General features: G+C 60.0%; 28 protein-coding genes. 13 read left to right on the top strand and 15 right to left on the bottom strand.

What is annotated here, in order from left to right:
- Positions 1–44: 44 nt before the first annotated feature.
- The 4 genes from cysN to AB4N53_RS24175 form a co-directional block, all read right to left on the bottom strand.
- Positions 45–1,943: a sulfate adenylyltransferase subunit CysN gene (gene cysN, locus AB4N53_RS24190; protein WP_460124042.1), complete on the bottom strand. Its 1,899-nt coding sequence runs from the start codon at positions 1,941–1,943 to the stop codon at positions 45–47.
- A gap of 53 nt (positions 1,944–1,996) precedes the next feature.
- The gene (locus AB4N53_RS24185; protein WP_150705949.1) at positions 1,997–2,338 is read right to left on the bottom strand and encodes a four helix bundle protein; all 342 of its coding nucleotides are present in this window, start codon (positions 2,336–2,338) and stop codon (positions 1,997–1,999) included.
- A gap of 104 nt (positions 2,339–2,442) precedes the next feature.
- The gene (gene cysD / locus AB4N53_RS24180; protein WP_007912374.1) at positions 2,443–3,360 is read right to left on the bottom strand and encodes a sulfate adenylyltransferase subunit CysD; all 918 of its coding nucleotides are present in this window, start codon (positions 3,358–3,360) and stop codon (positions 2,443–2,445) included.
- A gap of 254 nt (positions 3,361–3,614) precedes the next feature.
- A complete protein-coding gene (locus AB4N53_RS24175; RefSeq protein ID WP_460124038.1) occupies positions 3,615–4,373 on the bottom strand; it encodes a Nif3-like dinuclear metal center hexameric protein in 759 nt (252 codons plus the stop codon).
- Positions 4,374–4,477: 104 nt separating this feature from the next.
- Between AB4N53_RS24175 and algW the strand changes: the two genes are divergently transcribed.
- The 3 genes from algW to AB4N53_RS24160 all read left to right on the top strand — a co-directional run bounded on the left by algW (position 4,478) and on the right by AB4N53_RS24160 (position 8,561).
- Positions 4,478–5,635 (top strand): Do family serine endopeptidase AlgW, encoded by a 1,158-nt coding sequence (gene algW, locus AB4N53_RS24170; RefSeq protein ID WP_016770590.1) that lies wholly within the window; start codon positions 4,478–4,480, stop codon positions 5,633–5,635.
- 88 nt (positions 5,636–5,723) lie between these two features.
- Positions 5,724–7,829 carry a TonB-dependent siderophore receptor gene (locus AB4N53_RS24165; protein WP_460124035.1) on the top strand — a complete coding sequence of 702 codons (2,106 nt, stop codon included), beginning with the start codon at positions 5,724–5,726 and terminating at the stop codon, positions 7,827–7,829.
- A 12-nt stretch (positions 7,830–7,841) separates the two neighbouring features.
- Positions 7,842–8,561 carry a DUF4198 domain-containing protein gene (locus AB4N53_RS24160; protein ID WP_460124032.1) on the top strand — a complete coding sequence of 240 codons (720 nt, stop codon included), beginning with the start codon at positions 7,842–7,844 and terminating at the stop codon, positions 8,559–8,561.
- A 116-nt stretch (positions 8,562–8,677) separates the two neighbouring features.
- On the opposite strand, the gene hisC is transcribed toward AB4N53_RS24160, so the two are convergent.
- The 10 genes from hisC to AB4N53_RS24110 all read right to left on the bottom strand — a co-directional run bounded on the left by hisC (position 8,678) and on the right by AB4N53_RS24110 (position 16,644).
- Positions 8,678–9,730 carry a histidinol-phosphate transaminase gene (hisC, locus tag AB4N53_RS24155; protein WP_460124029.1) on the bottom strand — a complete coding sequence of 351 codons (1,053 nt, stop codon included), beginning with the start codon at positions 9,728–9,730 and terminating at the stop codon, positions 8,678–8,680.
- 3 nt (positions 9,731–9,733) lie between these two features.
- Positions 9,734–11,071 carry a histidinol dehydrogenase gene (gene hisD / locus AB4N53_RS24150; protein WP_460124026.1) on the bottom strand — a complete coding sequence of 446 codons (1,338 nt, stop codon included), beginning with the start codon at positions 11,069–11,071 and terminating at the stop codon, positions 9,734–9,736.
- 125 nt (positions 11,072–11,196) lie between these two features.
- On the bottom strand, positions 11,197–11,832 hold the full coding sequence (gene hisG, locus AB4N53_RS24145; RefSeq protein ID WP_016771668.1) for an ATP phosphoribosyltransferase: 636 nt from the start codon (positions 11,830–11,832) through the stop codon (positions 11,197–11,199).
- Positions 11,833–11,960: 128 nt separating this feature from the next.
- Positions 11,961–13,226: a UDP-N-acetylglucosamine 1-carboxyvinyltransferase gene (gene murA, locus AB4N53_RS24140; protein ID WP_016771669.1), complete on the bottom strand. Its 1,266-nt coding sequence runs from the start codon at positions 13,224–13,226 to the stop codon at positions 11,961–11,963.
- 22 nt (positions 13,227–13,248) lie between these two features.
- A complete protein-coding gene (locus AB4N53_RS24135; protein WP_016771670.1) occupies positions 13,249–13,488 on the bottom strand; it encodes a BolA family protein in 240 nt (79 codons plus the stop codon).
- Positions 13,489–13,603: 115 nt separating this feature from the next.
- Complete coding sequence (locus AB4N53_RS24130) at positions 13,604–13,909, bottom strand: STAS domain-containing protein (RefSeq protein WP_039759362.1); 306 nt, start codon at positions 13,907–13,909, stop codon at positions 13,604–13,606.
- Positions 13,906–14,559, bottom strand: a complete 654-nt coding sequence (locus AB4N53_RS24125) for an MlaC/ttg2D family ABC transporter substrate-binding protein (protein ID WP_076565863.1) — start codon at positions 14,557–14,559, stop codon at positions 13,906–13,908. Before AB4N53_RS24125 ends, AB4N53_RS24130 begins: the two co-directional genes overlap by 4 nt.
- A gap of 11 nt (positions 14,560–14,570) precedes the next feature.
- A complete protein-coding gene (mlaD, locus tag AB4N53_RS24120) occupies positions 14,571–15,038 on the bottom strand; it encodes an outer membrane lipid asymmetry maintenance protein MlaD (RefSeq protein WP_016771673.1) in 468 nt (155 codons plus the stop codon).
- Positions 15,038–15,835, bottom strand: coding sequence for a lipid asymmetry maintenance ABC transporter permease subunit MlaE (gene mlaE, locus AB4N53_RS24115; RefSeq protein ID WP_039759366.1), 798 nt, complete (start codon positions 15,833–15,835; stop codon positions 15,038–15,040). Before mlaE ends, mlaD begins: the two co-directional genes overlap by 1 nt.
- Positions 15,835–16,644, bottom strand: a complete 810-nt coding sequence (locus tag AB4N53_RS24110; RefSeq protein WP_122508228.1) for an ATP-binding cassette domain-containing protein — start codon at positions 16,642–16,644, stop codon at positions 15,835–15,837. Before AB4N53_RS24110 ends, mlaE begins: the two co-directional genes overlap by 1 nt.
- A 272-nt stretch (positions 16,645–16,916) precedes the next feature.
- Between AB4N53_RS24110 and AB4N53_RS24105 the strand changes: the two genes are divergently transcribed.
- From AB4N53_RS24105 to AB4N53_RS24060, 10 genes are all read left to right on the top strand, one after another.
- Positions 16,917–17,891: a KpsF/GutQ family sugar-phosphate isomerase gene (locus AB4N53_RS24105; protein ID WP_039759372.1), complete on the top strand. Its 975-nt coding sequence runs from the start codon at positions 16,917–16,919 to the stop codon at positions 17,889–17,891.
- Positions 17,891–18,415 carry a KdsC family phosphatase gene (locus tag AB4N53_RS24100; RefSeq protein WP_460124019.1) on the top strand — a complete coding sequence of 175 codons (525 nt, stop codon included), beginning with the start codon at positions 17,891–17,893 and terminating at the stop codon, positions 18,413–18,415. Before AB4N53_RS24105 ends, AB4N53_RS24100 begins: the two co-directional genes overlap by 1 nt.
- A gap of 8 nt (positions 18,416–18,423) precedes the next feature.
- Positions 18,424–18,996, top strand: coding sequence for an LPS export ABC transporter periplasmic protein LptC (gene lptC, locus AB4N53_RS24095; protein ID WP_042608756.1), 573 nt, complete (start codon positions 18,424–18,426; stop codon positions 18,994–18,996).
- Positions 18,983–19,528 carry a lipopolysaccharide transport periplasmic protein LptA gene (gene lptA, locus AB4N53_RS24090; protein WP_460124015.1) on the top strand — a complete coding sequence of 182 codons (546 nt, stop codon included), beginning with the start codon at positions 18,983–18,985 and terminating at the stop codon, positions 19,526–19,528. Before lptC ends, lptA begins: the two co-directional genes overlap by 14 nt.
- On the top strand, positions 19,528–20,253 hold the full coding sequence (gene lptB / locus AB4N53_RS24085) for an LPS export ABC transporter ATP-binding protein (protein WP_024011621.1): 726 nt from the start codon (positions 19,528–19,530) through the stop codon (positions 20,251–20,253). Before lptA ends, lptB begins: the two co-directional genes overlap by 1 nt.
- Before the next feature lie 166 nt (positions 20,254–20,419).
- The gene (locus AB4N53_RS24080) at positions 20,420–21,910 is read left to right on the top strand and encodes an RNA polymerase factor sigma-54 (RefSeq protein WP_460124012.1); all 1,491 of its coding nucleotides are present in this window, start codon (positions 20,420–20,422) and stop codon (positions 21,908–21,910) included.
- 73 nt (positions 21,911–21,983) lie between these two features.
- A complete protein-coding gene (gene hpf / locus AB4N53_RS24075; protein ID WP_007912419.1) occupies positions 21,984–22,292 on the top strand; it encodes a ribosome hibernation-promoting factor, HPF/YfiA family in 309 nt (102 codons plus the stop codon).
- A gap of 12 nt (positions 22,293–22,304) precedes the next feature.
- Entirely contained in the window at positions 22,305–22,769 is a 465-nt protein-coding gene (gene ptsN, locus AB4N53_RS24070; protein ID WP_460124009.1) for a PTS IIA-like nitrogen regulatory protein PtsN, read from the top strand.
- 2 nt (positions 22,770–22,771) lie between these two features.
- Positions 22,772–23,629: an RNase adapter RapZ gene (rapZ, locus tag AB4N53_RS24065; protein ID WP_460124006.1), complete on the top strand. Its 858-nt coding sequence runs from the start codon at positions 22,772–22,774 to the stop codon at positions 23,627–23,629.
- 15 nt (positions 23,630–23,644) lie between these two features.
- Entirely contained in the window at positions 23,645–23,920 is a 276-nt protein-coding gene (locus tag AB4N53_RS24060) for an HPr family phosphocarrier protein (protein ID WP_460124004.1), read from the top strand.
- An 88-nt stretch (positions 23,921–24,008) separates the two neighbouring features.
- Here the strand turns inward: AB4N53_RS24060 and AB4N53_RS24055 are convergent, their stop codons facing one another.
- On the bottom strand, positions 24,009–24,902 hold the full coding sequence (locus tag AB4N53_RS24055; protein WP_460124001.1) for a ZIP family metal transporter: 894 nt from the start codon (positions 24,900–24,902) through the stop codon (positions 24,009–24,011).
- Positions 24,903–24,905: the final 3 nt, after the last annotated feature.

Genomic DNA, 24,905 nt, shown 5'->3' with positions numbered 1-24,905 from the left:
TTTTTCTTGCCGCTTGCAGCTAGAAGCTTGTCGCTGCTTCTGCCTTAGATGGCGCCACGCTGACGCAGCAGCTCCAGCACTCGCTTGACGCTTTCTTCCAGGCTCAGCGACTGTGTGTCGATCACCAGATCGGCGTTCAGCGGCACGTCGTACGGGAAGGATTCGCCCGGAATGTTGTCGCCGCCAGCAGCGTACAGCCCTTGCGGATCACGCTCGGCGCACACGGTCGGCGAGGCCTGCACGTAGACCGTCAGCAAGCGATCCTTGCCGATCAGTTCCTTGGCCTGCTCGCGACCTTCGGCACTTGGCGCGACGAACGCGGCCAGGGTCAGCAGACCGGCTTCGTTGAACTGACGCGCCACGTGGGCGGCACGACGCCAGTTCTCGGTACGCCCGGCACGATCCTGCGGCAGACCTTTGTTCAGATCGTGACGCAGGTTCTGGCCATCGAGGACAAACACCGCGCGGCCCATGTCGAACAGCTTGCGCTCGACCGCATACGCCAGGGTGCTTTTGCCCGCGCCGGACAGGCCGCTGAACAGCACGGTTGCCGGTTGCTGGCCGAAGCGCTGGGCACGTTCCTCGGTCGCCACGTGGGCCAATTTGCCGTGGTGGGTGGCGGTGCCATGGGCCACTGGCTGAGCGACGATCATGCCGGCGCCAACGGTGCCGTTGGTCAGGCGATCAATGACGATGAACGCGCCGGTGGTGCGGTTGCTGTCGTAACCGTCGAGGGCGATCGGCGCGTCGAGCGCGATCTTCACCTTGCCGATTTCGTTGAGCTGCAACGCGCTCGCCGGGCCTTCTTCCAGAGTGTTCACGTCGACCTTGTTGACGATGCTGGCGATCGAACCCGGCACGTAACTGGTGGCGCGTTTGATGTCGTATTTCTTGCCCGGCAGCATCGGCTCTTCAGCCATCCACACCAGCATCGCTTCGAAGCTGTCGGTGACCGGCGGCACGTTGTCGGCATGCACCAGCAGGTCGCCACGGGAGATGTCGATTTCGTCTTCCATGGTCAGCGTTACGGCCTGACCTGGACCTGCGTGTTCCAGCTCACCTTCGAAAGTGACGATGGACTTCACCCGGCTGCTCTTGCCCGACGGCAGCACCACGACTTCGTCGCCCTTGTGCACGATGCCGCTGGCCAGCGTGCCGGCGAAACCACGGAAGTTCAGGTTCGGACGGTTGACGTACTGCACCGGGAAACGCAGATCGGTGAAGTTGCGATCGCCGGCGACTTCGACAGTCTCGAGGATTTCCATCAGCGACTGGCCTTTGTACCAAGGCGAGCGCTCGGACTTGTTCACCACGTTGTCGCCTTTAAGGGCAGACATCGGCACGAAGTGCATGCTGGTCGGCTTCATCTTCAAGCCTTCGGCGAACTTCAGGTAGTCGGCCTTGATCGACTCGAACACGCCTTCGTCAAAGTCCTTCAAGTCCATCTTGTTGATGGCGACGACGATGTGTTTGATGCCCAGCAGGGAGGCGATGAAGCTGTGGCGACGGGTCTGGGTCTGAACGCCGTAACGGGCGTCGACCAGAATGATCGCCAGGTCACAGGTGGACGCACCGGTGGCCATGTTGCGGGTGTACTGCTCATGGCCGGGGGTGTCGGCGATGATGAATTTGCGCTTGGCGGTGGAGAAATAGCGGTAAGCCACATCAATGGTGATGCCCTGCTCACGCTCGGCCTGCAGGCCGTCGACCAGCAACGCCAGGTCGATGTCGTCACCGGTGGTGCCGGATTTTTTCGAATCGCGGGTGATCGCCTCGAGGTGATCTTCGTAGATCATTTTCGAGTCGTGCAGCAGGCGCCCGATCAGGGTGCTCTTGCCGTCATCGACGTTACCGCAGGTCAAAAAGCGCAGCAGCTCTTTACGTTCGTGCTGGCCCAGGTAGGCGAGGATGTCCTCGCTGATCAAATCAGAAACATGGCTCATTGCATTCAAGCTCCGAGCTGTAAGCTTCAAGCGGCAAGCTTGTCGGCGTACAGCTAGTCAGAAATTTTGTTGATCAACCCGCCCAGCATTCTAGAAAGCTCACGGGTTTCCATAATCCAATTTTCAGCCAGCGGTTCTGCGATGTAAGCGATATCTCGGCCTATCAGGATCTGGGTCCGCAACTCTCCGCAAGAAGCCTTCGCGATCCAAAGAAAGTGCACCTTTTCTTTGCAACTCCGACGCTCCATGCCTTCAGCAATATTGGAAGGCACTGACAGTGCAGAGCGGGTGATCTGATCCTTGAATCCAAAATCCCCGCATCGCGCAAACTCTCTAAAAATCCCCACCGCTAAACATTTGCTTCGCTGCCAAACAACCAGTTTCTCGAAATCCATTACGAGTCATCCGATTCCGGCTCGCAGCAACCGGCCGCAAGCGCCAAACTGCAAAGTTACGCATACCGCCTTTAACTTGCAGCTTGCCGCTTGTAACTCGAAGCTTAAAAGTACCCCTGACGTTTTTTGTCTTCCATCGAGCCTGCGCCATCGTGGTCGATGACCCGGCCCTGGCGCTCGGAAGTTCGCGTCAGGAGCATTTCCTGAATGATGTCCGTCAGGCTTTCGGCCTCGGACTCCACCGCGCCCGTCAACGGGTAGCAGCCAAGGGTGCGGAACCGCACTTTCTTTTTCACGATGCGCGCTTTGTCTTCGTCGGACAGGTGCTCGAGGATGCGCTCGTCGTCGATCATGATCAGCGTGCCGTTCTTCTCGATCACTTCGCGTTCGGCGGCAAAGTACAGCGGCACGATCGGGATGCCTTCGAGGTAGATGTACTGCCAGATGTCCAGCTCGGTCCAGTTCGACAGAGGGAATACACGGATGGATTCGCCCTTGTTGACCTTGCCGTTGTAGACGTTCCACAGCTCGGGACGCTGGTTTTTCGGGTCCCAGCGGTGCTTGCTGTCGCGGAACGAGTACACGCGCTCTTTGGCGCGGGATTTCTCTTCATCGCGACGGGCGCCGCCGAATGCTGCATCGAAACCATGTTTGTCGAGTGCCTGTTTCAGGCCTTCGGTTTTCATGATGTCGGTGTGCTTGGCGCTGCCGTGGGTGAACGGGTTGATGTTCTGCGCCACGCCATCGGGGTTGATGTGGGTGATGAGGTCCAGGCCCAGTTCTTCGACCATCTTGTCGCGGAACTTGTACATCTCCTGGAATTTCCAGCGGGTGTCGACGTGCATCACCGGAAACGGCAGTTTGCCCGGGAAGAACGCCTTGCGTGCCAAGTGCAGCATCACGGCGGAGTCTTTACCGATGGAGTACAGCATCACCGGGTTATCGAACTCGGCGGCCACCTCGCGGATGATGTGGATGCTTTCCGCCTCCAGCTGTTTCAGATGCGTCAGTTTGTCGACCATGGCTACTCACGAAAGCTTTCTTATGAACGGCCAGCGGGCCGTGTTCGAGCGAGGAATCCTAGCACAGCGACCTCTTCTAATCAGGACGCCAACTAGATCGAAAGGGTATATGAATATGCCTGCTCGTTTGGCTGAAACGCGACTACTGTGGGAGGGGGCTTGCTCCCGAATGCGGTGTGCCCGTCAACGCTGATGCTGGTTGGCGCAGCGCTTTCGGGAGCAAGCCCCCTCCCACATTGGATTAATGGTGAGCTTCAGATCGGGTTGGGGCAATCGATGAACATGTGCTCAAGGGCAAAGCGCTTCGCCAGATACTCACCCAGCGCCTGCACACCATAGCGTTCGGTGGCGTGGTGGCCGGCGGCGATGAAGCTGATGTCGTTTTCCCGGGCGCTATGGAAGGTCTGCTCGGAGGCCTCGCCGCTGATGAACAGATCGACACCCGCCGCCACGCCCTGATCGATGTAACCCTGGCCGCCACCGGTGCACCAGCCGACGCGACGGATCATGCCGCTGCCTTCGATCAACAGCGGCTCGCGGCCCATGACTTCCTGCACCTTGCGCGCGAAATCCCGTGCGGTCATCGGCTCATTCAGCGAACCGACCAGCCCGACGACTTTCGGATTGCTCGGGTCCAGCGGTCCTTCGACAGTGATATCGAGCTGACGCGCCAGTTGCACGTTGTTGCCGACGTCCGGGTGCAGATCCAGCGGCAGGTGGTAAGCGAGCAGACTGATGTCGTGCTTGAGCAAGGTTTTCAGGCGGCGCTGTTTCATGCCGGTGACGCAGGGGTTTTCGCCTTTCCAGAAATACCCGTGGTGGACCAGGATCAGGTCGGCCTCGGCTTCGACGGCGGCGTCCAATAAAGCCTGGCTGGCGGTGACGCCACTGACGATGCGCATCACCTGCGGGCGGCCTTCGACCTGTAATCCGTTGGGGCAATAATCGGCAATTTTCGCACTGCCCAGGTAACGGTCGGCTTCTTCGACAAGGGTGCTGAGGGCAACGGCCATGAAAGACTCCTAAATATCCCGTTCAGAGGCACGCGCGGCCTCGTATAATGCGCGACATTATGGGCGGTCTGACCTCGCCTGCAACCTTTCCAGGAACGTGCTTAATGCTCAAGGCGCTGCGTTTTTTTGGCTGGCCGCTGTTGGCCGGTGTGCTTATCGCTCTGTTGATTATTCAGCGTTACCCCGAGTGGGTCGGGCTGCCGAGCCTCGACGTCAATCTGCAACAGGCGCCACAGACAACGATCGTGCAACAGGGGCCGGTGTCCTATGCGGATGCAGTGGGCATCGCCGCACCGTCGGTGGTCAACCTGTACACCACCAAGGTCATCAACAAACCAGCGCATCCCTTGTTCGAAGATCCGCAGTTCCGCCGCTTCTTTGGTGACAACTCGCCGAAACAGAAGCGCATGGAATCGAGCCTCGGCTCCGGCGTGATCATGAGCCCGGAAGGCTACATCCTTACCAACAACCACGTCACCAGCGGCGCCGACCAGATCGTCGTGGCGTTGAAGGATGGCCGTGAGACCTTGGCCCGAGTGATTGGCAGCGATCCGGAAACCGACCTGGCTGTCCTGAAAATCGACCTGAAAAACCTCCCGGCAATCACCGTCGGCCGGTCCGACAGCATTCGCATCGGCGACGTCGCGCTGGCCATCGGCAACCCGTTCGGCGTCGGCCAGACCGTGACCATGGGCATCATCAGTGCCACCGGCCGCAATCAGCTGGGGCTGAACAACTACGAAGACTTCATCCAGACCGATGCGGCCATCAACCCGGGCAACTCCGGCGGTGCGCTGGTCGATGCCAACGGCAACCTCACCGGCATCAACACGGCGATCTTTTCCAAATCCGGCGGCTCGCAAGGCATCGGTTTTGCCATCCCGGTGAAACTGGCGATGGAGGTGATGAAGTCGATCATCGAGCACGGCCAGGTGATTCGTGGCTGGCTGGGCATCGAAGTGCAACCGCTGACGCAGGAACTGGCGGAGTCGTTTGGCTTGTCCGGGCGTCCGGGGATTGTCGTCGCCGGAATCTTCCGTGACGGCCCGGCGCAGAAAGCCGGCTTGCAACTGGGCGATGTGATCCTGAGTATCGATGGCGAACCGGCCGGCGATGGCCGCCGCTCGATGAACCAGGTGGCGCGGATCAAACCGACCGACAAGGTGACAATCCAGGTCATGCGCAACGGCAAGGAGCTGAAGCTGACCGCTGAAATCGGCCTGCGTCCACCGCCGGCGCCAGTCAAAGAAAAAGAAGAATAAAAATGTTTTCGCGCCAGCGGCGCGAATAACAGACATTCTCAACAGGCATGTTATATTGTTTCAATTCTAGCAATTGGAACAACATAACATGTCGTCTCGCAAAAAGGCCTCGCTGCTAGGCCTGACTCTGGGTTTGCTCTGCGATCCCGCCTTCGCCGATGAGCCGCAGCCCTTTGAGCTGGAAGCCATCAGCGTCACTTCCGACTACGAATCCCCGACCGGCCGGGTCAGCGGTTATCGCGCGACTCGCTCGGCCAGTGCGACCAAAACCGACACAGCGATCCGCGATATCCCACAAGCCATCAGCGTGGTCCCGGCCAGTGTGCTCTCGGATCTGGGCAGCAGCAGCGTCGAGCGCGCCCTGGATTTCGCCGGCGGCGTGTCGAAGCAGAACAACTTCGGCGGCCTGACCCTGTACGAATACAGCGTGCGCGGCTTCACGACGTCCGAGTTCTACAAGGACGGCTTCAGTGCCAATCGCGGTTATCCGAGCACGCCGGATGCCGCCAACATCGAGCGCATCGAAGTGCTCAAAGGCCCGGCCGCCAGCCTTTACGGCCGGGGAGATCCGGGCGGCACGGTGAACATCGTCACCAAGAAACCACAGCCCGAAGCGTTCACCACTCTGCAAACCAGCGCTGGCAGTTGGGACCGCTATCGCACCGCGCTGGACGTCAACACGCCCCTCGATGAACAGGGCGATGTGCTCTCGCGCATCAACCTCGCCGTAGAAGACAACAACAGCTTTCGCGACCACGTCGACAGCCAGCGGGTCTTCGTTGCGCCTTCGATCAGTTGGCAGTTGAGCCCGGATACATCGCTGCTGGTGGAAAGCGAAATCGTCCGTCACAACTCGACGTTCGATCGTGGCGTCGTGGCGCCGAACAACAAATGGAGCGGCGTATCGCGCTCGACGTTCTTGGGCGAGCCCAACGACGGCAACATCGACAACCACAACAACCTGCTCCAGGCCACTCTTGTACACCATCTGAACGACAGCTGGAAACTGCGCCTGGCCAGTCACTACAAGGAAGGCAAGCTCTGGGGCGACGCCTCGGAACAGCGGGCGCTGAACGCCGATGGCCACACGGTGAACCGCCGCTTTCGCGAACGCGACACGAATTGGCACGACAGCATCACCCAACTGGAACTGCGCGGTCTGTTCGATCTCGGGCCGTGGCAGCACGAATTACTGATCGGCACCGAGTACGAGAACTATCGCAAGGACGAGCGCGTCACCACCATTGCTGGCGGCCCCTACGCCATCGACATCTATAAGCCGCTCTACGGCCAGCCGAAACCCAACGGCGCACGCTCGGGCACCGACTTCTTCGAACACGTCGAAAGCCAGGCGCTGAATCTGCAGGACCAGATCATCTTCACTGACAATTTGCGCGGCATGCTCGGTGCGCGCTTCGAGCACTTCGATCAGCGCATCGACGATCACAGCCGTAATGCCAGAAGCCAGCAGCGCCACGACGCGCTGACTCAACGCGCCGGCCTGCTCTATCAGCTCACGCCAAATACCGGCCTGTTCGCCAACGCCTCGACCTCGTTCAGACCGAACAACGGCCTGGATGCCTCCGGCAAATCCTTCGATCCGGAAGAAGGCGTAGGTTACGAAGTGGGGATCAAGAACGAGCTGTTCGATGAGCGCGTGAGCAGCACCCTCGCCTTCTTCCACATCGACAAGGAAAACGTCCTCGCCCTCGATCCGGGCACCGACACCAGCCGCGCCATGGGCAAGGCGCGCAGTCAGGGTTTCGATTGGCAAGTGAGCGGTCAGGTGACCGACGCAGTGCGGGTCATCGGCGCCTTCGCCTACATCGACGCCGAGGTGACCAAGGGCGACGCGACCATTCCTACCGGCAGCCGCATCCTCGGCGTGGCCAAACGCAGCGGCAGTCTGCTGGGTGTTTATGAATTTCAGGATGGCCGACTGCGCGGTTCAGACGTCGGTGCAGCGTTCACCTACGTCGGCGATCGCTCGGGCGAATCCGGCAGCGACTTCGAATTGCCGGCCTACCAGACCGTCGACCTGCTCGCGCACTACAAGGCCAGCGACAACGTCACGGTCGGCCTGAACCTGAACAACATCTTCGACGAGAAATATTACGAGCGCTCCTACAGCAACTACTGGGTCAACCCCGGCGAGCGGCGCAATTTCACTGTCAGCCTGACACTCAACCTGTAAAAGGACGTCACCATGCACTACGGCAAATCCCTTCTGCTCATCGCTGCGCTGTTCACCGGCCAGGTGTCGGCGCACGGCCTGTGGACAGAGGAGCGACGCGGCAACATCGAAGTGGTCTACGGTCACGGCGCCGAAGACAACGCCTTCAAGGCACAAAAAATCAGCGGTGCCTGGGCTTATGACGCAAGCGGCAAAATGATCCCGGTCAGCGTCGAGCGCCTGGCCGATCATGCCCGGCTGAAACCGTTGAAGCCGCCGGCGTTGATGGCCGTGGCGCTGAGTAATGGCATGTGGTCGCAGACGGCGGACAAGAAGTGGATCAACGAAGGACGCAGCAAAGTGCCCGGCGCCACCGAGGCCACGCAGACCTTCAAGTACAGCCTGGCGATCTATCAGCCGGGAGCGAAGTTGCCGAAACTGGAGCAGATCAAACTGCTGATCCTGCCGGAGGTCGATCCGCTGACGGTCGGGCCGGGCAAATCGTTACCGGTGCGGGTGCTGCTCGATGGCAAACCGGCTGCGGGTGTGAAGTTGATTGGCGACTATCGCAGCGCGCCGAACACGCTGAGTACCGAGACGGACAAAGATGGCCGTGCGCAGGTATTGGTGAGAAATGAGGGTTTGAATGTGATTGCGGCGCAGGTTGAAGTGCCGGTGAAGGACAGTGTGGATGTGGATAGTCGTGGGTTGTTCAGTTCGCTGACATTCGTTGGCGAGCCGCATCACGACTAAACACAATGAGCAAATGTGGGAGCGAGCCTGCTCGCGAATAGGTACAACATTCAGCACTGGCATTGAATGAAAGACCGCTTTCGCGAGCAGGCTCGCTCCCACAAGTTCAGTGTCGCTTAAAGGGCGCCGAGGCCGTCAATCAGCGCCTGATTCTGCTCCGGCGTACCAATCGAAATCCGCAAGAACTGCGCAATCCGCTCCTGCTTGAAGTGCCGTACGATCACACCCTGCTCACGCAACTTGGCCGCCAGCCCCGCTGCGTCATGCTGCGGGTGGCGAGCGAAAATGAAGTTGGCCGCCGACGGCAGGACTTCAAAGCCCTTGGCCTGCAATTGCGCAACGACCCAATCACGACTCTCGATCACCTGACGACAGGTCTTGTCGAAATACTCGCGATCTTCGAAAGCCGCCGCCGCACCGACAATCGCCAGACGATCCAGTGGATAGGAGTTGAAGCTGTTCTTGATCCGCTCCAGCGCCTCGATCAGATCCGCATGCCCTACCGCCAGACCGACGCGCAGGCCAGCCAGCGAGCGTGACTTGGACAGAGTCTGCGTCACCAGCAGATTCGGATAACGATCGACCAGACTGATCGCCGTCTCGCCACCGAAGTCGATGTAGGCCTCATCCACCACGACCACCGAATCCGGGCTGGCCTTGAGGATTTGCTCGACGGCTTCCAGCGCCAGCAGGCAACCGGTCGGCGCGTTCGGGTTGGGGAAAATGATCCCGCCATTCGGTTTGGCATAGTCGGCGGGGTTGATCTGGAATTGCGCATCCAGTGGCACCGCATCGAATTCAATGCCGTACAGACCGCAGTAGACCGGATAAAAGCTGTAGCTGATGTCCGGGAACAGCAGCGGCTGATCGTGTTGCAGCAGACCATGGAAGATGTGCGCGAGCACTTCGTCCGAACCGTTGCCAAGGAACACCTGACTGGTTTGCACGCCGTAGTATTGGGCCACGGCGTTTTTCAGCAGGTCACTGTTCGGGTCCGGGTACAGGCGCAGGTTGTCGTTGAGCTCGGCCTGCATCGCGGCCAGCGCTTTTGGCGACGGGCCGTACGGATTTTCGTTGGTATTGAGCTTGACCAGCTTGGTCAGCTTCGGCTGTTCGCCCGGCACGTAGGGCACCAGATCCTTGACGAACGGGCTCCAGAATTTACTCATCGCTCAGTTCCCCTGCCCTTTCAGAAAGTCTTCGTCTTTGATGCGGTATTCGGCGCTGCGCGCGTGGGCGCTCAGTGATTCGCCACGGGCCAGTACCGATGCAGTTTTGCCCAGCTCGGAAGCGCCGGCCTCGGAGCAGAAGATGATCGACGAGCGCTTCTGGAAGTCGTAGACGCCCAGTGGCGAGGAGAAGCGCGCGGTGCCGGAAGTCGGCAACACGTGGTTCGGGCCCGCACAGTAGTCGCCCAACGCTTCGGAAGTGTGGCGCCCCATGAAGATCGCACCGGCGTGACGAATCTGCGGCAGCCAGGCTTGTGGATCAGCGACCGACAATTCCAGGTGTTCCGGGGCGATGCGGTTGGCGACTTCGATGGCCTGCGCCATGTCGCTCACCTGAATCAGCGCACCACGGCCATTGATTGAAGTTTCGATGATGGTCGCGCGGTCCATGGTCGGCAGCAATTTATCGATGCTCGCGGCCACCTTGTCGAGGAACTCGGCGTCGGGGCTGACCAGAATCGCTTGCGCGTCTTCGTCGTGCTCGGCCTGGGAGAACAGGTCCATGGCGATCCAGTCCGGATCGGTCTGGCCGTCGCAGACCACAAGAATTTCCGAAGGGCCGGCGATCATGTCGATGCCGACCTGGCCGAACACATGGCGCTTGGCCGTGGCCACATAGATATTGCCCGGGCCGACAACCTTGTCGACACGCGGCACGCTTTCGGTGCCGTAAGCCAGGGCGGCAACCGCTTGCGCGCCGCCGATGGTGAACACGCGGTCGACACCGGCGATGCAGGCAGCGGCCAGCACCAGCTCGTTGATTTCACCGCGAGGGGTTGGCACGACCATGACCACTTCGGTCACGCCGGCGACCTTGGCCGGAATCGCGTTCATCAATACCGACGACGGATACGAGGCCTTGCCGCCCGGCACGTACAGGCCTGCGCGATCCAGCGGCGTAACCTTCTGGCCGAGCACCGTGCCGTCAGCTTCGGTGTAGCTCCAGGAATCTTGCTTCTGTTTTTCGTGATAGCTGCGCACCCGGGCGGCGGCTTTTTCCAGGGCCTCGCGTTGCGGCACCGTGATGCGGGTCAGGGCCAGTTCGAGGCGCTCGCGCGGCAGGATCAGGTCGGCCATCGAGGCGACTTCAAGACCGTCGAACTTCTGGGTGAACTCGACCAGCGCTGCGTCACCACGTTCGCGCACAGCCTTGATGATGTCCAGAACGCGCTGATTGACCGAGTCGTCAGACACACTTTCCCAGCTCAGCAGATGATCCAGATGATGCGCGAAATCCGGGTCAGCAGCGTTGAGTCGGCGAATTGCAGTGGTTGCGGTCATAGCGAGAGCCTCATAGGAATGGCAAATAACTCAGGCGCCCGAAACTAGCATTCGATCCGCTTGGGCACCTGAGAATTCTGGCTATGAGGCGGATAGACGGCGCGGCCTCGGGCCGCGCAGGTAGATCAGCCGCGGTGTCGCGATTCCACTGCGTTGCGCAGGGTGTCGATCAACGCCTGGATTCGGGCGTGCTGCATTTTCATTGAAGCCTTGTTGACGACCAGACGCGAGCTGATCGTGGCGATCAGTTCCTGTGGCTCCAGGCCGTTGGCGCGCAGGGTGTTGCCGGTGTCGACCACGTCGATGATCTTGTCGGCCAGCCCGATCAGCGGCGCCAGCTCCATCGAGCCGTACAGCTTGATGATGTCGACCTGACGGCCCTGCTCGGCGTAATAACGCTTGGCAACGTTGACGAACTTGGTCGCCACGCGCAGACGGCCCTTGGGCTCGGCCGCGCCGATCTTGCCGGCGGTCATCAGCTTGCACTGGGCGATCTGCAGGTCCAGCGGCTCGTACAGACCCTGGCCGCTGTACTCCATCAGCACGTCCTTACCGGCGACGCCGAGGTCGGCCGCGCCATGCTCGACATAGGTCGGCACGTCGGTGGCACGCACGATCAGCAGACGCACGTCGTCCTGGGTCGTGGGAATGATCAGCTTGCGGCTCTTGTCCGGATTCTCGGTCGGCACGATGCCCGCTTCAGCGAGAAGCGGCAGGGTGTCGTCAAGGATGCGGCCCTTGGACAGTGCGATGGTCAACATGGGAAACGTCAGTCCTTATCAAGGTACTCATGCCCGGTCGCAATCGACGCCGGACACACATCGAGGGTGCGCACACCCTCGACTCGAAACGAATTCAGTGGACACGTCCGTGTGTCCCGATGCAGCGATCAGCCCGGAACGCGACGGATCTTGGCACCCAGCATTTGCAGTTTTTCTTCGATGCACTCGTAACCACGGTCGATGTGGTAGATGCGGTCGATCAGCGTGTCGCCTTCGGCAACCAGCGCCGAAATCACCAGACTGGCCGATGCACGCAGGTCGGTGGCCATGACTGGCGCGCCCTTGAGTTTCTCGATACCGGTGACGATGGCAGTGTTGCCTTCAACTTGGATGTGCGCGCCCATGCGGTGCAGTTCGTACACGTGCATGAAACGGTTTTCGAAGATCGTCTCGATCACCGCACCAGTGCCTTCGGCAATGGCGTTAAGCGAGATGAACTGGGCCTGCATGTCGGTCGGGAACGCCGGGTACGGCGCAGTGCGCACGTTGACCGCTTTCGGGCGCTTGCCGTGCATGTTCAGCTCGATCCAGTCTTCACCGCAGGTGATTTCCGCACCGGCTTCACGGAGCTTTTCCAGCACCGCTTCGAGGATGGTCGGATCGGTGTCCTTGACCTTGACGCGACCACCGGTCACGGCAGCGGCGACCAGGTAGGTGCCGGTTTCGATACGGTCAGGCATGACTTTGTAGAAAGCCGAACCCAGCCGCTCGACGCCATCGATGGTGATGGTGTCGGTGCCGGCGCCGGAAACCTTGGCGCCCATGGCATTGAGGAAGTTCGCCAGGTCGACTACTTCAGGCTCGCGCGCGGCGTTCTGCAACACGCTGCGGCCCTTGGCCAGAGCAGCGGCCATCATGATGTTTTCGGTACCGGTCACGCTGACGGTGTCGAAGAAGAAGTGCGCGCCGCGCAGGCCGCCTTCAGGCGCCTTGGCCTTGATGTAGCCGCCTTCGACGTCGATGACCGCGCCCATGGCTTCGAGGCCACGGATGTGCAGGTCGACCGGACGCGAACCGATGGCGCAACCGCCAGGCAGTGCCACTTCGGCTTCACCGAAACGCGCGACCATCGGGCCCAGTACCAGAATCGACGCACGCATGGTTTTCACCAGTTCGTACGGGGCGATCAGGGTCTTGATGGTGCGCGGGTCGATTTCGACGCTGAGCTTCTCGTCGATCACCGGCTCGATGCCCATGCGCCCGAACAGCTCGATCATGGTGGTGATGTCGTGCAGGTGCGGCAGGTTGCCGACGGTGACCGGGCCATCGCACAGCAAGGTCGCAGCCAGAATCGGCAGGGCGGAGTTCTTCGCGCCGGAAATGCGGATCTCGCCATCAAGACGAGCGCCACCGGTAATAATCAATTTATCCATTAGTATCTCGACGCCCTAGGGCTCAGGTGCGCTCGGCCCAGGCCGCGCGGCTGAAAAATTTCATAGTGACCGCATGGATGCTGCCATCGGTGATCCATGGGTTCAAATGGGCATAGACCTGCTGCTGACGCTTCACCGGGCTCAACGCCGCCAGTTCATCGCTGATCACGTTCAGCTGGAAGTTGCAGCCTTCGCCTTCAACTTCTACCAGCGTTCCTGGCAGCTTTCCTTCTAGGAAGCTCTTCACTTCTACGGCCTGCATGCTCAACCTCAATCGGCGCCCTGTGCGCACGGGTCGGACATCATACAAAAAAGCCCCGCGCCTGCGAACCCCGCAACGCAGGACTCTGACGGGGGGCTTCTTTATAGATGCGGGTTCAGGGGTGCGCCAGCAGCTCGGTCAACTCGCTGACCTGAGCAATTTCGCGCATGTCTTCGGGCATCGCGCGGATGCTGACGGCCTTGCCGGCCGCCTGCGCATCACGCATGAAGCACAGCAGCAACGACAGGCCGACGCTGCTGGACTTCTGCACCGCCGAACAATCGATGACCAGCGCCGATGCCTTGCTCGACTTGATCAGCGCCTGCCCTTCCTTGCGCAGGTCAGGCCCGGTGCGGTAATCCAGCACGCCGCTGAGCACCAGCTCGTCGACATCACTCATACGAACTGCCGCCTCACTCATTGCGCTGGCTTCGCGGCGGCTTTGTCGGTTTCCTGCTTGGCCTTGGCCACTTCACCGGCCCAGCCATCGATGGTCTTGTCCAGATCGTTGCCATTGCGTTGCATGGCGTCGGCGAACTGGTCACGGAACAGCTTGCCGATATTGATGCCGTTGATGATCACGTTGCGCAGTTTCCACTCGCCGCTGATCTTCTCAAGCGTGTATTGCACCGGATAGATCGCGCCGTTGCTGCCCTTGACGGTCATGTTGACGCTGGTGCGGTCGCCCGATTCGTCTTTGGCCGGGTCAACGGTAATACCCTGGTTGTTGTATTCCAGCAAAGCGTTGCCGTAGAACTGGAACAGGCCGCGCTTGAAGTTTTCCTGAAAGCGTTGCATCTGCTCAGGCGTAGCCTTGCGCGAATACTTCACGGTCATGATGCTTTTCGAGATGCCCTCGGCATCTACCACCGGACCAACGATGCTGTTCAGCGCCGCATAGAAATCCTGCGGATCCTGCTTGTACTTCTCTTTGTTGGCCTGCAAATCGGCAAGCATCCGGTTCGTGGTGTCCTGAATCAGGTCATGAGCCGATTGCCCCGGTGCAGCGTTAGCCATCAACGGCAGGGCCGCGAGCAACACCAACAGGCCACGTCGCAAGATAGAGATCATTCAAAAGCTCCTCATTTGGCGTCTTTGCTAACGGTATTGAGCAGGAATTTACCGATCAGGTCTTCCAGTACCAGTGACGACTGCGTGTCGTGGATGGTTCCACCGTCTTTCAACTGGGTGTCCTCGCCGCCGACGCTGATACCGATATACTTCTCGCCCAGCAGACCCGCGGTGAGGATAGACGCTGTGGAATCGACCGGCAGGTTGTCGACCTTTTTATCCACTTGCAGCGTGACCCGACCGGTGAAGCTGTCGCGATCCAGATCGATAGCGGTGACCTTGCCGATGGTCACACCGGCCATGGTCACTTTGGCTCTGACCGTCAAACCGGCGATATTGTCGAAATACGCATACAACTTGTAAGTGTCGGTGGACGAAGTCGGAGACAGGCCGCTGACGCGCAAGGCGAGCAGCAGCAAAGCCAGGATCCCTGCCAGCAGGAACAGGCCGACACCGATTTCCAGGGTGCGGTTTTGCATCAGAAATCTCCAAACATCAAAGCGGTCAGAATAAAGTCCAGGCCGAGCACTGCCAGCGAGGCAAACACCACGGTCTTGGTGGTGGCGCGACTGATTCCCTCGGAAGTGGGTTCACAGTCATAGCCTTGGAATACGGCGATCCAGGTCACGACAAAGGCGAAAACGACACTTTTGATCACGCCATTGAGCACGTCGCTGGTGAAGGTCACGCTGTTCTGCATGTTCGCCCAGTAGGAGCCTTCGTAGACGCCCAGCCAATCGACCGCGACCCACGAACCGCCCCAGATGCCGACGACGCTGAAGATCATCGCCAGCACCGGCAGGGAAATGAAGCCGGCCCACAGGCGCGGGGCGATGATGTACTTGAGCGGATCGACACCGATCATTTCCAGGCTGGACAGCTGCTCGGTGGATTTCATGTTGCCGATCTCGGCGGTCAGCGCCGAACCGGCGCGACCGGCAAACAGCAACGCGGTGACCACCGGCCCCAGTTCACGCAGCAGCGTCAGGGCGACCATCTGCCCCACCGCCTGCTCTGAACCATAGCTGGAAAGAATGCTGAAGCCCTGCAGCGCGAGCACCATGCCGATGAAAATGCCGGAGACCACGATGATCACCAGCGACATGACGCCGACCGAATGCAGTTGTTTGATCAACAGGCCGAAACCACCGCTGATACCGCCACGGCCCAGCAGGGCGTGAAACAGGAACAGGGTCGCTCGACCAAACACCGCGACCGCGTCGATCGCCGATTCGCCGAACCGACGCACGCGTTCCATCAATGAAATTCTGCGCATCAGCGCTTCCCCAGAAGATCTGCGCGGTAATCCGTCGCTGGAAAGTGATACGGCACCGGGCCATCGGGATCGCCGGTCATGAACTGGCGGATACGCGGTTCATCCGAATTCATCAGTTCGTCCGGCGTGCCCTGCCCCAGCACCTGACCATCGCCCACTACATAGATGTAGTCGGCAATGCTCGCGGTTTCCGCCAGGTCATGGGAGACCACGATACTGGTGATTCCCAGTGCATCGTTGAGCAGGCGGATCAGGCGTACCAGCACGCCCATGGCGATCGGGTCCTGGCCCACGAAGGGCTCGTCGTACATGAGAATCTGCGGATCGAGGGCAATCGCCCGGGCCAGCGCAACGCGGCGCTTCATGCCACCGGACAGTTCGTCCGGCATCAGTTCGATCGCGCCACGCAGCCCCACCGCCTGCAATTTGAGCAGGACGATGTCGCGGATCATGTCTTCCGGCAGCTGGGTGTGCACCCGCAGCGGGAAGGCTACGTTCTCGAACACATCGAGGTCGGTGAACAGCGCACCGCTCTGAAACAGCACGCCCATGTGCTTGCGCGCATCGAACAGATCACTGCGCGACAGCGTCGGCAGGTTCTGCCCGTTTACCCAGACTTCGCCGCCGGACGGCCGCAACTGCGCGCCCATCAGGCGCAGCAGCGTGGTCTTGCCGCAGCCGGAAGGCCCCATGATGCCGGTGACCTTGCCGCGCGGGATGCGGATATCGACGTTATTGAAAATGCTCCGCGCACCGCGCTTGAAGGAGACTCCCTTCAGCTCGACCGCGTAGGCGTTATCGGCACTCATCTAAACTCCTTGCGATGCAGCCTCTCACTGGGATGCCAGACTTTCCTCGGAAACACCTGCATCCCGGGCAGGCCGAACTGGCGGCGAACTATATCACTGCAAAGGCTGAGCGCCCAAGCGAGAACCCGGCCAAGATCGCCGACTGAAGAGGGCCTGAGCGAGTTTCAGAGGGTTTTGGTAACCAGTAATGACAAAGCACGTCGAACTTGCGTGAGGCTTTGCCACATAACCGCTATAATCGCCGCCTTTTCATCGGCCCATACGATTCTGACATGAGCAAAACCCGCGACCTGATTCAATCGGCACAACGCACCATCCGCCTCGAAGTGGAAGCCGTCCAAGGCTTGATGGCCCATATCGACGCCGATTTCGTACGCGCCTGCGAGATGATTCTGGCCAGCAAGGGCCGCGTGGTCGTAGTCGGCATGGGCAAATCCGGGCATATCGGCAACAAGATCGCCGCGACCCTGGCCAGCACCGGCACCCCGGCGTTTTTCGTGCATCCGGCCGAAGCCAGCCACGGCGACATGGGCATGATCACCCGCGACGACGTTATTCTGGCCCTGTCGAACTCTGGTTCGACCAATGAAATCGTGACTCTGTTGCCGTTGATCAAGCGCTTGGGCATTCAACTGATCAGCGTCACCGGCAATCCGCAGTCGCCATTGGCGAAGGCAGCCGAGGTCAATCTCAATGTGCATGTCGAGCACGAAGCCTGCCCGCTGAATCTGGCACCGACCTCTTCGACCACCGCCGCGCTGGTCATGGGTGACGCTCTGGCCGTGGCCTTGCTGGAAGCGCGTGGTTTCACCGCTGAAGATTTTGCCTTCTCGCATCCGGGTGGCGCCCTTGGCCGTCGCCTGCTGCTGAAAGTGGAAAACGTCATGCACGCCGGGCAAGAGCTGCCACAGGTACAACGCGGCACCCTGCTCAAAGACGCACTGATGGAAATGACCCGCAAAGGTCTGGGCATGACCGCTATCCTTGAAGCCGACGGCAAGCTCGCCGGGATCTTCACCGACGGTGATTTGCGCCGCACGCTGGATCGCGCCATCGACATCCGCAGCGCCACCATCGATCAGGTGATGACCGCACACGGCAAGACCGCCCGGCCCGACATGCTCGCTGCCGAAGCCCTGAAAATCATGGAAGACCATCGAATCAACGCCCTGGTAGTCGTCGACGAGGAGGATCGCCCGATCGGCGCCTTCAACCTCTCCGACCTGCTGCGCGCAGGAGTCATGTAATGAGCAACGATCTGCTGCAACGCGGCAAAGCGATCAAACTGGCAGTCTTCGACGTCGATGGCGTACTCACCGACGGGCGCCTGTACTTCCTCGAAGACGGCAGCGAGTTCAAGACCTTCAACACCCTCGACGGCCAGGGCATCAAGATGCTGATGAATGCCGGCGTACAAACCGCGATCATCAGCGGTCGCAGGACCCCGGTGGTCGAGCGTCGCGCGAAAAACCTCGGCATCCCCCATCTGTTTCAGGGGCGTGAAGACAAACTGGTGGTACTCGACGGTCTGCTCGCGCAACTGGGCCTAAGCTATGAAGAAGTCGCCTATCTCGGTGACGATCTGCCAGACTTGCCGGTAATCCGCCGTGTAGGGCTGGGCATGGCGGTGGCCAACGCTGCCGATTTCGTCCGCGAACACGCCCACGGCGTTACCCGCGCCCGTGGCGGCGAGGGTGCCGCCCGCGAATTCTGCGAATTGATCCTGCGCGCCCAGGGCCGCCTCGAAGCGGCCAACGCCGCGTACCTGTGAGCCTGACCATGTTTAGCAAAAAGTTTCGCAACTTCCTGCTGTTCGGCTGCATCGCGGCGATTTTCGCTGCGGTCGGCTATTGGAACATCAGCCCGGAGCGTTTCCTCGACAAGCCGCCGGTCTCGACCGCCGAGAATCCGATCGACTGGTACGCGACCAACACGCACACCATTCAGTACCTGCCCGACGGCAAGGTGCAGTACGAGATGACTTCCGACAAGGCCGAGCACGTCAAGGCGACCGATGTCACCCTGGTGACCAAGCCTGACTTGAACATGTATCGCGGTACCGACTTCCCCTGGCACGTGACCAGTGAACGCGGCGAAGTGAACTCGGGCGGTACCGAAGTGGAATTGATCGATTCGGTCCGCGTGCAGCGCACCGATGAGAAAAAGCGCGGCACCCTGATCACCAGCACCCGCATGACCGTGTTCCCGCAGCAGGAATATGCGCAGACTGCGCAACCCGTTAGAATCGAGGGCGCTGGTGGCGTGTCGACTGGCGTCGGAATGAAAGCGTACCTGAAGGACAGCAGGATACACCTGCAATCGAACGTAAGAGGACAGTATGAGGCTCGTTAAAACCCTCCCTATTTTGCTCAGTCTGGGCGCAGCACTGGGAAGCGCGAGCGCCTGGTCCCTGCCGAACGATCAGCAGCAGCCTATCCGCATTCAGGCCGACGACGCCCAACTGGACGACAAGAATGGCATCGCCACCTATAAAGGTGACGTGATCATTACCCAGGGTTCGATGAAGGTCACCGGCAACACCGTGACCATCACCCGCACCCCGACCGGTGATATCGACGTGGTGACTTCAGTCGGCAACCTCGCCTACTTCGAACAGATGCAGACTGCTGGCGACACCAAGCCTGTACAGGGCTGGGGTGTGACGATTCAGTACCATGCCGCGCAAAACCGCGTCGTACTGATCGACAAGGCCAAGGTTGTCGACAAGGACAACAACACCACTCAGGGCGAGAAAATCGTCTACGACACCGTGAAGAAACTGGCCAGCGCCGGTCGCGCCACGGGCAGCAAGGTCACCGAATCGCGTCCGCGCATCGACATGGTGATCCAGCCGAAGAAGAAAACCGAAGAGAAATCCCAGTAATGGCAACTCTGAAAGCTCAGCACCTGGCCAAGGCCTATAAAAGCCGCCAGGTCGTGCGTGACGTCAGCCTGTCGATCGACAGCGGGCAGATCGTCGGCCTGCTCGGCCCGAACGGCGCCGGCAAGACGACGTGCTTCTACATGATCGTTGGCCTGGTGCAGGCAGATCAGGGCCGTGTGCTGATCGATGACCTGGACGTCAGCCACCAGCCGATGCACGGCCGCGCCAAGGCCGGTATCGGCTATCTGCCGCAAGAAGCTTCGATCTTCCGCAAACTGTCGGTTGCCGACAACATCATGGCGATCCTCGAGACCCGCCCGGAACTCGACAAGGCCGGCCGGCGCAAGGAGCTGGAAAGCCTGCTGCAGGAATTCCACATCAGCCACATCCGCGACAACCTCGGCATGAGCCTGTCCGGTGGTGAGCGCCGCCGGGTGGAAATCGCTCGTGCCCTGGCCACTGCGCCGAAATTCATCCTGCTCGACGAACCGTTCGCCGGTGTCGACCCGATCTCGGTCGGCGACATCAAGCAGATCATCCACCACCTCAAGGCCAAGGGCATCGGTGTGCTGATCACCGACCACAACGTCCGTGAAACGCTGGATATCTGCGAAACCGCTTACATCGTCAACGACGGTCAACTGATCGCCGAAGGTGATGCCGAGACCATCCTGGCCAACGATCTGGTCAAGGAAGTGTATCTGGGTCACGAGTTCCGCCTGTAAGCGCGACAGCGCTGTATCGATTCAAGGCGCATTTATCCGCTTTAATTGTTACAGCGCTCTAGGCAAACACTTCAGTTTCAGGCATATAATTTGCTTAAGTTTGGCGCTTCGGCGCCCTGTAGTGTATGGCGCAAAGCGCCGGCGAATAAGGTGTTAAGCCCCTGCCATGAAACCATCGCTAGTCTTGAGAATGGGCCAGCAGCTGACGATGACACCGCAGCTGCAACAGGCCATCCGTCTGCTCCAATTGTCGACCCTGGACCTGCAACAGGAGATCCAGGAGGCTCTGGAATCCAATCCGATGCTCGAGCGCCAGGAAGAAGGCGACGACTTCGACAACGCCGATCCTCTGGCCGACAACGCCGAACAGAAGTCCGCCGAAATACAGGAACCCTCCTATCAGGAAACCGCTCCGACGGTGGACAACCTTGAGGATGGCGAATGGAACGAACGCATCCCTAACGAACTCCCCGTGGATACCGCGTGGGAAGACGTCTACCAGACCAGCGCCAGCAGCCTGCCCAGCAGCGATGACGACGAGTGGGATTTCACCACCCGCACGTCGGCCGGCGAGAGCCTGCAAAGCCATCTGCTGTGGCAACTGAACCTGGCACCGATGTCCGACACCGATCGCTTGATCGCCGTAACTCTGATCGATTGCATCAACAATCAGGGCTATCTGGACGAAACACTCGAAGAAATTCTTGAAGCGTTCGATCCGGAACTGGACATCGAGCTCGATGAAATCGAAGCCGTCCTGCATCGCATCCAGCAATTTGAGCCCGCCGGGATCGGCGCCCGCAACCTCAGCGAATGCCTGCTCCTGCAACTTCGCCAGTTGCCGGCCAAAACACCGTGGCTGGCTGAGGCCAAGCGCCTCGTCGCCGATTACATCGACCTGCTGGGCAGCCGCGATTACAGCCAGTTGATGCGCCGCATGAAGCTCAAGGAAGACGAGCTGCGCCAGGTCATCGAGCTGGTACAGAGCCTCAATCCGCGTCCGGGCTCGCAGATCGAATCGACCGAAGCCGAATACGTCATTCCCGATGTGATCGTGCGCAAGGACAACGAGCGCTGGCTGGTCGAGCTGAACCAGGAATCGGTGCCACGCCTGCGGGTCAACGCCCAGTACGCCGGTTTTGTGAAACGTGCCGACACCAGCGCCGACAACACTTTCATGCGCAACCAGCTGCAGGAAGCCCGCTGGTTCATCAAGAGCCTGCAGAGCCGCAACGAAACCCTGATGAAAGTGGCCACGCAGATCGTCGAACATCAGCGCGGTTTCCTCGAATACGGCGACGAAGCGATGAAGCCGCTGGTGCTGCATGACATCGCCGAAGCGGTCGGCATGCACGAATCGACGATTTCCCGGGTGACCACGCAAAAGTTCATGCATACCCCGCGCGGTATTTATGAGCTGAAATACTTTTTCTCCAGCCACGTCAGCACCTCCGAAGGCGGCGAATGCTCGTCCACGGCGATTCGCGCGATCATCAAGAAACTGGTCGCCGCGGAAAATCAGAAAAAGCCGTTGAGTGACAGCAAGATCGCTGGTTTACTGGAGGCACAAGGCATTCAGGTGGCTCGCCGCACCGTCGCCAAGTACCGCGAATCCCTCGGAATCGCGCCTTCGAGCGAACGCAAGCGGTTGATGTAAGCCACGTTACAGCGTTCCAGTGGCAGGCTTTTCGGCCTGCCGCTTTATGCACTGGCAACGAAGGAGAAGCTGTATGCAAGTCAACATCAGTGGACACCAACTGGAAGTGACCCAACCTCTGCGTTCCTACATCGAGGAAAAACTCCAACGACTGGAGCGACATTTCGACAAGATCACCAACGTGCAAGTCACGATGTGCGTCGAAAAGCTGAAGCAGAAGATCGAAGCCACCTTGCATATCCCCGGCAGCGAAGTGGTCGCCAACGCAGAAGATACCGACATGTACGCTGCGATCGACTCACTCACCGACAAGCTGGATCGCCAACTCAAAAAGCATAAGGAAAAGACCCAGAGCCTCCTCCAGGGCGCAACCGGTCGTTAACACCCCTATCCCATGATCCGACTTGAAACCATCCTGACCCCCGGCCGTTCCCAGGTGAACGCGCCGGGCGGCAGCAAGAAAAAAGCCCTCGAACAAATTGCCAACCTGATCCACCGCGAAGTGCCGGATCTGGCGATGCAGGATGTTTTCGAGGCGCTGATCGCCCGTGAAAAACTCGGCTCCACCGGTTTTGGCAACGGCATCGCCATCCCCCACTGCCGCCTCAAGGGCTGCGCGGGACCGGTGAGCGCCCTGTTGCACCTCGAAGCCCCGATCGATTTCGACGCCATCGACGGCGCCCCGGTTGACCTGTTGTTTGTGCTGCTGGTCCCGGAAGCCGCGACCGATGCGCATCTGGAGTTGCTGCGCCAGATCGCCAGCATGCTCGACCGCAAGGAAGTGCGCGACAAATTGCGCAGCGCTCCGAGCAATGAAGCCTTGTTCCAGGTTGTACTGGACGAGCAGAACGGGCACTAATCATGCGTTTGATCATTGTCAGTGGCCGTTCGGGCTCGGGTAAAAGTACCGCCCTGAATGTCCTTGAGGACAACGGCTACTACTGCATCGACAATCTGCCGGCCGGTTTGCTGCCGGAACTGGCCGAGCGGGCGCTGATTCACACGGAGCTGGCGCAGCCGCTGGTCGCCGTGTCGATCGACGCACGCAACCTGCCGAGCCATCTGTCACGCTTCCCTGAATTGCTCGAAGACGTGCGCGCCAAACACATCAAGTGCGATGTGCTGTATCTGGACGCCGACGAGGAAACCCTGCTCAAGCGTTTTTCCGAGACCCGTCGTCGCCACCCGTTGAGTAACGCCAATCGCTCACTGGCTGAAGCAATTCATGATGAAAGCGCCCTGCTCGGCCCGATCGCCGATTTGGCCGACCTGAAAATCAACACCACCAGCCTGAACCTCTATCAGCTTCGCGACACCCTGAAGCTGCGCCTGCTGAATCAGCCGGAACCCGGTACTGCGTTTCTGGTTGAATCATTTGGCTTCAAGCGCGGCATGCCGGTCGATGCTGACCTGGTCTTCGACGTGCGCTGCCTGCCCAACCCGTACTGGAAACCGGAGCTCCGTGCGCAGTCCGGCCTTGATGCACCGGTGGCCGAGTACCTGGCGCAGCAGCCGGATGTCGAAGAAATGTATCAGGACATCTACACCTATTTGAGCAAGTGGCTGCCACGTTTCGCCGCCAGCAACCGCGCCTACGTCACCATTGCCATCGGCTGCACCGGCGGGCACCACCGCTCCGTCTACCTGACCGAACGTCTGGGTCAGGCCCTGCAGAAAACCCTGAAGAACGTCCAGGTTCGCCACCGCGACCTCACTTAAAGGATTCACACCGCGATGCCTGCTCGTGAAATCGAAATCATCAATAAGCTGGGTCTGCATGCGCGGGCATCAGCCAAGTTCGTCGGCGTGGCCGGTCAGTATCCAGACTGCACGATCAGAGTGGGCCGTACGCCTGAGACGGCTGTCGACGGCAAGAGCATCATGGCGATGATGATGCTCGCGGCGGGCAAGGGCACCAAAATTTATTTGAGTACTGAAGGGCATCAGGAACAGGAAGCGCTGGATGCGCTGGTGGCGTTGATCAACAACTATTTCGACGAAGGTGGCTGACAGCCAAAGTCAAAATATCGCAGCCTGCGGCAGCTCCTACAGGGAACGCATCAGGAGCTGCCGCAGGCTGCGATCTTTTGATCTTCTTTCACCCCAACGCCGTATCCATCACCATCATCAGACAAAACCCGATCAACAGGCCCAGACTGGCCAGCTTGTCGTGCGCATGACGACGCGATTCCGGAATCACTTCGTGGGTCACTACCAGCAACATCGCCCCCGCCGCCAGTGCCAGCCCCAGCGGCAACAGCACCTGAGCCAGACTGACCAGCCACGCACACAGCAGCGCAAATACCGGTTCGACCAGCCCTGACGCCGCGCCGATCAGAAACGCCCTGACCCGCGACATTCCCGCCCCGGCCAACACCAAAGCAATCACCAGACCTTCCGGCACATCCTGCAACGCAATGCCCATCGCCAGACTGTCGGCGTCCGCCATCCCGCCTCCGGCAGATACGCCAACCGCCATGCCTTCCGGAATGTTGTGCGCGATAATGGCGAACACGAACAGCCAGATTCGCGGTGGAATCACCGGATGCTCCAGCGTGCCGACGAGCATCTCCGGCGAGGCACCGGAAACGCGCCGATCCACCAGATACAGGCCGAACGCACCGAGCAGAATGCCAAAGCAGATCAGGCCACTGGCGGCCCACGGCGTCAGACCAAGACTTTCGGCCGCAGCGATCCCCGGCACGATCAACGAAAATGCCGTCGCCGCCAGCATCACCCCGGCACCAAACCCAAGCAAGGTATCGCTGAGTGCCTGCGGCATGCGCCGGATCACTAGCACCGGCACCGCGCCGAGCGCCGTGCCCAAGGCGCAAATGGCGCCGCCCTGCAATGCGCGCAGCAATCTGGGTTCCAGATTCAGCCATTGCACACCGTGGGCGACCAGTAAAGTCATACCCGCCAACAGCAACAGCGAACCCACCGCGTAACGAAACATGCGCCCGCTGCCAATCGCCAGTGTTTCCGTGCCCATACT

The sequence above is a fragment of the Pseudomonas sp. H3_E04 genome (assembly GCF_054668915.1).
This window is presented reverse-complemented; position numbering and strand designations above follow the sequence as displayed.

Coding starts and splice junctions, on each gene's coding strand:
- cysN (WP_460124042.1), bottom strand. CDS start 1,943: ATGAGCCATGTTTCTGATTTGATCAGCGAGGACATCCTCGCCTACCTG.
- AB4N53_RS24185 (WP_150705949.1), bottom strand. CDS start 2,338: ATGGATTTCGAGAAACTGGTTGTTTGGCAGCGAAGCAAATGTTTAGCG.
- cysD (WP_007912374.1), bottom strand. CDS start 3,360: ATGGTCGACAAACTGACGCATCTGAAACAGCTGGAGGCGGAAAGCATC.
- AB4N53_RS24175 (WP_460124038.1), bottom strand. CDS start 4,373: ATGGCCGTTGCCCTCAGCACCCTTGTCGAAGAAGCCGACCGTTACCTG.
- algW (WP_016770590.1), top strand. CDS start 4,478: ATGCTCAAGGCGCTGCGTTTTTTTGGCTGGCCGCTGTTGGCCGGTGTG.
- AB4N53_RS24165 (WP_460124035.1), top strand. CDS start 5,724: ATGTCGTCTCGCAAAAAGGCCTCGCTGCTAGGCCTGACTCTGGGTTTG.
- AB4N53_RS24160 (WP_460124032.1), top strand. CDS start 7,842: ATGCACTACGGCAAATCCCTTCTGCTCATCGCTGCGCTGTTCACCGGC.
- hisC (WP_460124029.1), bottom strand. CDS start 9,730: ATGAGTAAATTCTGGAGCCCGTTCGTCAAGGATCTGGTGCCCTACGTG.
- hisD (WP_460124026.1), bottom strand. CDS start 11,071: ATGACCGCAACCACTGCAATTCGCCGACTCAACGCTGCTGACCCGGAT.
- hisG (WP_016771668.1), bottom strand. CDS start 11,832: ATGTTGACCATCGCACTGTCCAAGGGCCGCATCCTTGACGACACCCTG.
- murA (WP_016771669.1), bottom strand. CDS start 13,226: ATGGATAAATTGATTATTACCGGTGGCGCTCGTCTTGATGGCGAGATC.
- AB4N53_RS24135 (WP_016771670.1), bottom strand. CDS start 13,488: ATGCAGGCCGTAGAAGTGAAGAGCTTCCTAGAAGGAAAGCTGCCAGGA.
- AB4N53_RS24130 (WP_039759362.1), bottom strand. CDS start 13,909: ATGAGTGAGGCGGCAGTTCGTATGAGTGATGTCGACGAGCTGGTGCTC.
- AB4N53_RS24125 (WP_076565863.1), bottom strand. CDS start 14,559: ATGATCTCTATCTTGCGACGTGGCCTGTTGGTGTTGCTCGCGGCCCTG.
- mlaD (WP_016771673.1), bottom strand. CDS start 15,038: ATGCAAAACCGCACCCTGGAAATCGGTGTCGGCCTGTTCCTGCTGGCA.
- mlaE (WP_039759366.1), bottom strand. CDS start 15,835: ATGCGCAGAATTTCATTGATGGAACGCGTGCGTCGGTTCGGCGAATCG.
- AB4N53_RS24110 (WP_122508228.1), bottom strand. CDS start 16,644: ATGAGTGCCGATAACGCCTACGCGGTCGAGCTGAAGGGAGTCTCCTTC.
- AB4N53_RS24105 (WP_039759372.1), top strand. CDS start 16,917: ATGAGCAAAACCCGCGACCTGATTCAATCGGCACAACGCACCATCCGC.
- AB4N53_RS24100 (WP_460124019.1), top strand. CDS start 17,891: ATGAGCAACGATCTGCTGCAACGCGGCAAAGCGATCAAACTGGCAGTC.
- lptC (WP_042608756.1), top strand. CDS start 18,424: ATGTTTAGCAAAAAGTTTCGCAACTTCCTGCTGTTCGGCTGCATCGCG.
- lptA (WP_460124015.1), top strand. CDS start 18,983: ATGAGGCTCGTTAAAACCCTCCCTATTTTGCTCAGTCTGGGCGCAGCA.
- lptB (WP_024011621.1), top strand. CDS start 19,528: ATGGCAACTCTGAAAGCTCAGCACCTGGCCAAGGCCTATAAAAGCCGC.
- AB4N53_RS24080 (WP_460124012.1), top strand. CDS start 20,420: ATGAAACCATCGCTAGTCTTGAGAATGGGCCAGCAGCTGACGATGACA.
- hpf (WP_007912419.1), top strand. CDS start 21,984: ATGCAAGTCAACATCAGTGGACACCAACTGGAAGTGACCCAACCTCTG.
- ptsN (WP_460124009.1), top strand. CDS start 22,305: ATGATCCGACTTGAAACCATCCTGACCCCCGGCCGTTCCCAGGTGAAC.
- rapZ (WP_460124006.1), top strand. CDS start 22,772: ATGCGTTTGATCATTGTCAGTGGCCGTTCGGGCTCGGGTAAAAGTACC.
- AB4N53_RS24060 (WP_460124004.1), top strand. CDS start 23,645: ATGCCTGCTCGTGAAATCGAAATCATCAATAAGCTGGGTCTGCATGCG.
- AB4N53_RS24055 (WP_460124001.1), bottom strand. CDS start 24,902: ATGGGCACGGAAACACTGGCGATTGGCAGCGGGCGCATGTTTCGTTAC.